Source organism: Alteriqipengyuania sp., from assembly GCF_964222115.1.
In the GTDB taxonomy this organism is placed as follows: Bacteria; Pseudomonadota; Alphaproteobacteria; order Sphingomonadales; family Sphingomonadaceae; genus Alteriqipengyuania.
Genome location: NZ_CAXQBM010000044.1, coordinates 1 through 4,844, shown reverse-complemented (window position 1 = coordinate 4,844; position 4,844 = coordinate 1). Strand labels below are relative to the sequence as shown.

Sequence of the window (4,844 nt, the reverse complement as noted above, 5' to 3'; positions counted from 1 at the left end):
ACGCGATGCATGAGAGTGACTGGAGTTCAGACGTGTGCTCTTCCGATCTCTGTTTCCCGACTATCTCCAGCAGCTGGAGATGGAGAGCAACGGGAAAAGGGTGACGTCCGAGGGAGAGCCGGTCGACGGGCCGACCGCGCCGATCACCTGGGGCGGGGTGGGGACGGACGCGCAGCACGCAGTGTTCCAGCTGCTCCACCAGGGCACGCACCTGATCCCGGTCGACTTCATCGCGAGCATCGCACCCGGCGACGCGCTCGACCCCGCACATCACCGTATCCTGCTGACCAACTGCTTTGCGCAGGGCGCCGCACTGATGGCGGGCGGCAACATGAGCGCCGACGGCAAAGACCCGCCGCGCGAATTCCCCGGCGATCGCCCGTCCGCGACTATGCTGTGCGACGATCTCGACGCGGCGACTTTGGGCGCGCTGATTGCCTTCCACGAACACCGCACCTTCGCGAACGCCGTGCTGACGGGGATCAACCCCTTCGATCAGTTCGGCGTCGAGCTGGGCAAGAAGATGGCCAAGGACATCGAAGGCGGCGCAGCGGAGTTCGATGCGAGCACGCGGGCGCTGTTGGAGGCGAGCGGGTTGGGATAGCGTACATCCGCATGACGAAGGCCCTTGCTCTAATAATCGCACTGGTAGGCGCGTCCATGTTTTGGTTGGCGGCCGGCGGCGCGCGTTGGCTTCAGGAAAGCAAGGATGAGCGAGCTCTTTTCGCCAAGCTCGCAGCAGCGATCGACGGAGGGCCGACCGCCGAGAAGGTAGAGGCGCAATTCGGGCCATTCACCGAGTATTCCAAATGTCCCTGCCCATCGGACCAGAAGAAGATCGGTCAATTGACGTTCGATGCTGATTTGCGCGGCGATGCAGATGAAGTCATCTTTATTGCCGAGCATTTTGAGAATTCATGCATCAGCATAGCCCATGCGGTGGCGCGGTTTGATCTGGAACCGGCGCATCAAGGCTGCTTACACGGAGGCTGTTGGTATCGCAGTCGGCAATATGACTGGGGAATCATTGGGTTCGGTATAGATGATCCCGACGCGCAATGTGCCTCGTCAGTCGTGATCAACTCGGAGAAATACCAAAGGCTTAAGACATTTTAGCTCGTCGCTGTTTGGCCCCAAGATTACCTACCGGGCTGAGCATACCTGTTAGCCTGAAGGGTTAGAGTGACCCCACCGGCCTATCCTGTTACACCCACCAGCATGAAACGCTGGTTCGCCCGCCGGTATCTCGACCTGCTCGGGTCGATCTACATCTATAACGAGCATCGCGGGTACACCGCGCTCGACCGGGTGCTCGAAGCCGTGAAGGCCAAGCATCCCGAGGAGACCGAGTTCATTGCTGCGGTCGAAAAGCACCGCGCGGACGAGCGCAAGCACTACGTCATGTTCAAGCGCTGGTTCGAATTGCGCGGGCAAATGCCCATCGCGCTCGACCGGGCGTTCGGCCATATCGACCGCTTCATCGAGATCACCTTCGGCACCCCGATCGACAGCCTCGACACCAAGGCGATCGTTGCCAGCGACGACCTGTTCGAACGGCTGTGCCGCGTGGTTTCTCTGACCGAGAAACGCGGGCTGAAACAGGTCGATATCCTGCTCACCAAGCCGGTCGTGCGCAACGACAAGGCGCAGCTGCGCATTTTCGAGGTGGTCCACGTGGACGAGCCCAGCCATTTCGAGCCCTACGACAAGTGGCTGGCCGACAATGCCCGCCGCCAGCCCAGCCGCCGCGAGCGGTGGATAGACCGGATGATCCATTCCGAACTGCTGTTCATCAAGCTGCCGCTGCTGTTCCTGTGGTTCGGTGCGCCGCGGCGCAAGGAATGGGCCGATGTGGGCGAGAGCAACCCGCGGCCCCGGCCGATCCGTCCTCAACTGGCGACTGCCCCGGAATGAATTTGCCTTCGGAGGGAATGGCCAGCGGGCAAACGGCGCTTGATCTCGGGCACTGGGTCGCGCGCTTCTTCAACCGCCGCGTGGGCGGGATGCTGTGGCGCAACACCGTGGTCAGCTGCAGTGTCTTCGTGCTGGGGCTGGGCGTGCTGTGGGCGCTGGTCGAATATGCGGGCATGGACGAAGTGATTGCGGCGGGGGTCGGCTTCCTCGTCGCCAACACATTGCACTACCTGCTGGGGCGCTACTGGATCTTCGCCGAATCGCAGCGCAAGCTCGCCAGCGGATATGCGATCTTCCTGATCAATGCAGGCGTCGGCCTGGCGGTCACGATGGCGCTGTTCTGGCTGCTCATCACTTTCACTCCGATGCACTACCTGCTGGTGCGGATCATAGTATCGGTATTTGCCGGTCTGCTGGTGTTCGCGCTCAACGCAGCGGTCAATTTCCGGCAGGTCTAGCGCTGGTTCGCAGGCCTATTCGTCGAGGGTGCGGTCCTTGTGGCCGAGGCCCTTCTCGACCATCCGCATGACCGAGATCATTATCAGGCTGGTGATACCCAGGACGAGAACCAGTGGCCACTGGCCTAGCCCACAGGCCAGCCCGATGACTGTTGCCAGCCACAGGTGAGCAGCGGTGGTCAGGTTGTGCACCTTGCCGCGGCTGAACACAATCAGCCCCGCACCCACGATGCCGATGAAACCTGCCGCCGCCTCGAACATGCGCAGCGGGTCGACGCGTGGCGCATCGAGCTGGTTGTAAAGCGCCATGACGGACACGGCCATGCCCGCCGCTGCGACACAGACAAGGCCGTGCGTGCGCATTCCTGCCGCGTGGCCGCGCCATTCGCGATCGAAGCCGACCACCAGGCCCAGCACCGCAGCAACGCCAAGGCGCAGCACGATTTCCAGATCCAGCATTGAAATCGGGATGGGAGAATTCAGGTCCATAGACCTATCGAGCGTTTCGCTGCGCGTTTTGTTTCACGGAGGGTGGGGGAGGGGCGTTTAGCCGGCAGCCTGCGCACCTTCCACATTCACCAGCCTCAGCTGCGCGAAATCCTGCGGACGGTTGTCGGCCAGCCATTCGAGCATGCCTTCGCGGATATCGCAGCGCAGATCGAACAGGGTGGGCGAATCCTTCGCGCTCATCAGCAGGCGCACCTCGATCGAATCGCGTGTAGTCTCCGTCACCTGCACCACTCTAACCCGGCCATCCCAACGCTCGTTATCTTCCACTTGGCGGAAGAACTCTTCTCGAATCGGGCCGATCTTCGCCTTCGGGTCGAGGTGGAGGAACACCGTGCCGAGCAGGTTGGCGGTCTGCTTCGTCCAGTTCTGGAAAGGCTGTTCGAGGAAATAGCTGGTCGGCACTACCAGTCGCCGCTCGTCCCAGATCTTCACCACCACATAGGTCGTGCGAATATCCTCGATCCAGCCCCATTCGCCTTCGAGCACGACCGCATCGTCGATATTGATAGGCTCGGTCATGGCCATCTGAACGCCAGCGATCAGCGATTTGAGCGCGGGCTGGGCGGCGGCGCCCACGGCCAGCCCCGCAAGCCCCGCCGATGCGACCAGCGACAGGCCGATATTGCGTACACCCGGTATCGCGAGCAGCATCAGCCCGACCGTGACGAATACGATGATGAAGGTCGCGATGCGACTGAACATCGTCAGCTTGGTGCGTTTGCGCCGCGCCTTGAGGTTGTCCGCCACCGATATGTCGGCCTTCAGCTTCGCCGCCTCGACCAGCGCCCGAAGCACTGCGAGCGCAATCCAGCCGACCACTGCGGGAAGCACGAAGGCTGCGATCCGCGCCCAGATTTCGTCGAGCTCGGGCACCTCACGTGCGGCGACGATAAGCGCGACGATGATGGTGGCGAGCCGGGTCGGGCCGCGCAGCGCGCGCACCACAATGTCGTCGGAATCGGCTTCGGTGCGTGTCGCCACCCGCTGGAGCACGAGGAATATCGCGCCGTGGATCACTATGGCGGCAAGTATCGCGATACCGGCGGCAATCGCTGCCTGCGCCGGATCGGCGAGCAGCCGCGTGCTTACGTCGATGGATTCGCTGATCGGTTCGATCATGCTACGCCTCCCATGGATGTCCTATTGTGCAACGCAGCAAAGTCCGATGCGTTTCGATAGTGCCGCATTAGATTGACTTTTTCGCTGCGCTGCACCACATGATCCCCATCGAAGCGCGCGCCAGCGTGAAGCGAGCGGCCAGACAGAGCCCCTCCCGGCAGCCCTTCGGTCCATTTTCCAAGAGACTTCCCTTTTCACGCGGGTCGTTTTGACAACCCCGCGATAGCGCGCGCCTGCTGTACGCATGGCGCGGCGCGAACCGCATATTTGCGAGTCACATACTCATGACAAAATTTTCAGACCTCGGGCTGTCGCAGCCCGTCCTCCAGGCTCTCGATCTCAAGGGCTACGACGAGCCTACGCCGATCCAGGCGCAAGCAATCCCGCCGGTGCTCGAAGGGCGCGACCTGCTCGGCATTGCGCAGACCGGCACCGGCAAGACCGCCGCGTTCATGCTGCCCAGCATCGATCGCCTTCGCGACGCCGACAACCAGACGCCGTTCAAATCGTGCCGCATGCTGGTGCTCGCGCCGACGCGCGAACTCGCGGGCCAGATCGCGCAGAGCGCCAAGGATTACGGCGCGCTTGCGGGTCTAAAGGTCCATTCGATCGTCGGCGGAACTTCGGTCAACAAGGATCGCAACAAGCTGCACCGCGGTACCGACATCCTCGTCGCGACGCCGGGCCGCCTGCTCGACCTGATCGACCAGAAGGCTTTTCGCCTCGACGGCGTGGAAATCCTCGTCCTCGACGAGGCCGACCAGATGCTCGATCTCGGCTTCATCCACGCGCTGCGCCGCATCAGCGAGCTCGTGCCGGATGACCGCCAGACGCTCTTCTTCA

Annotated in this window: 6 protein-coding genes and 1 pseudogene; 5 read left to right on the top strand and 2 right to left on the bottom strand. The window is 62.3% G+C overall.

The window, feature by feature from the left end; genetic code table 11:
* Positions 1-46: 46 nt before the first annotated feature.
* The 4 genes and pseudogenes from ACEQXE_RS06910 to ACEQXE_RS06895 all read left to right on the top strand — a co-directional run.
* Positions 47-604, top strand: a pseudogene (locus ACEQXE_RS06910) (glucose-6-phosphate isomerase); the annotation flags it as partial.
* 56 nt (positions 605-660) lie between these two features.
* Entirely contained in the window at positions 661-1,116 is a 456-nt protein-coding gene (locus ACEQXE_RS06905) for a hypothetical protein (protein WP_372520163.1), read from the top strand.
* Between the two features lie 102 nt (positions 1,117-1,218).
* The gene (locus tag ACEQXE_RS06900; protein WP_370178199.1) at positions 1,219-1,914 is read left to right on the top strand and encodes a ferritin-like domain-containing protein; all 696 of its coding nucleotides are present in this window, start codon (positions 1,219-1,221) and stop codon (positions 1,912-1,914) included.
* Positions 1,915-1,931: 17 nt separating this feature from the next.
* Positions 1,932-2,372 (top strand): GtrA family protein, encoded by a 441-nt coding sequence (locus ACEQXE_RS06895; protein ID WP_370182811.1) that lies wholly within the window; start codon positions 1,932-1,934, stop codon positions 2,370-2,372.
* Between the two features lie 15 nt (positions 2,373-2,387).
* Here the strand turns inward: ACEQXE_RS06895 and ACEQXE_RS06890 are convergent, their stop codons facing one another.
* Together ACEQXE_RS06890 and ACEQXE_RS06885 are read right to left on the bottom strand one after the other, a co-directional pair.
* A complete protein-coding gene (locus tag ACEQXE_RS06890) occupies positions 2,388-2,861 on the bottom strand; it encodes an MgtC/SapB family protein (RefSeq protein WP_370178197.1) in 474 nt (157 codons plus the stop codon).
* A gap of 57 nt (positions 2,862-2,918) precedes the next feature.
* Entirely contained in the window at positions 2,919-4,001 is a 1,083-nt protein-coding gene (locus tag ACEQXE_RS06885; RefSeq protein ID WP_370178196.1) for a mechanosensitive ion channel family protein, read from the bottom strand.
* Positions 4,002-4,285: 284 nt separating this feature from the next.
* Here ACEQXE_RS06885 and ACEQXE_RS06880 point away from each other — a divergent pair.
* Positions 4,286-4,844 (top strand): DEAD/DEAH box helicase (locus tag ACEQXE_RS06880; RefSeq protein WP_370178195.1); only part of this gene is annotated, 559 nt, incomplete at its 3' end.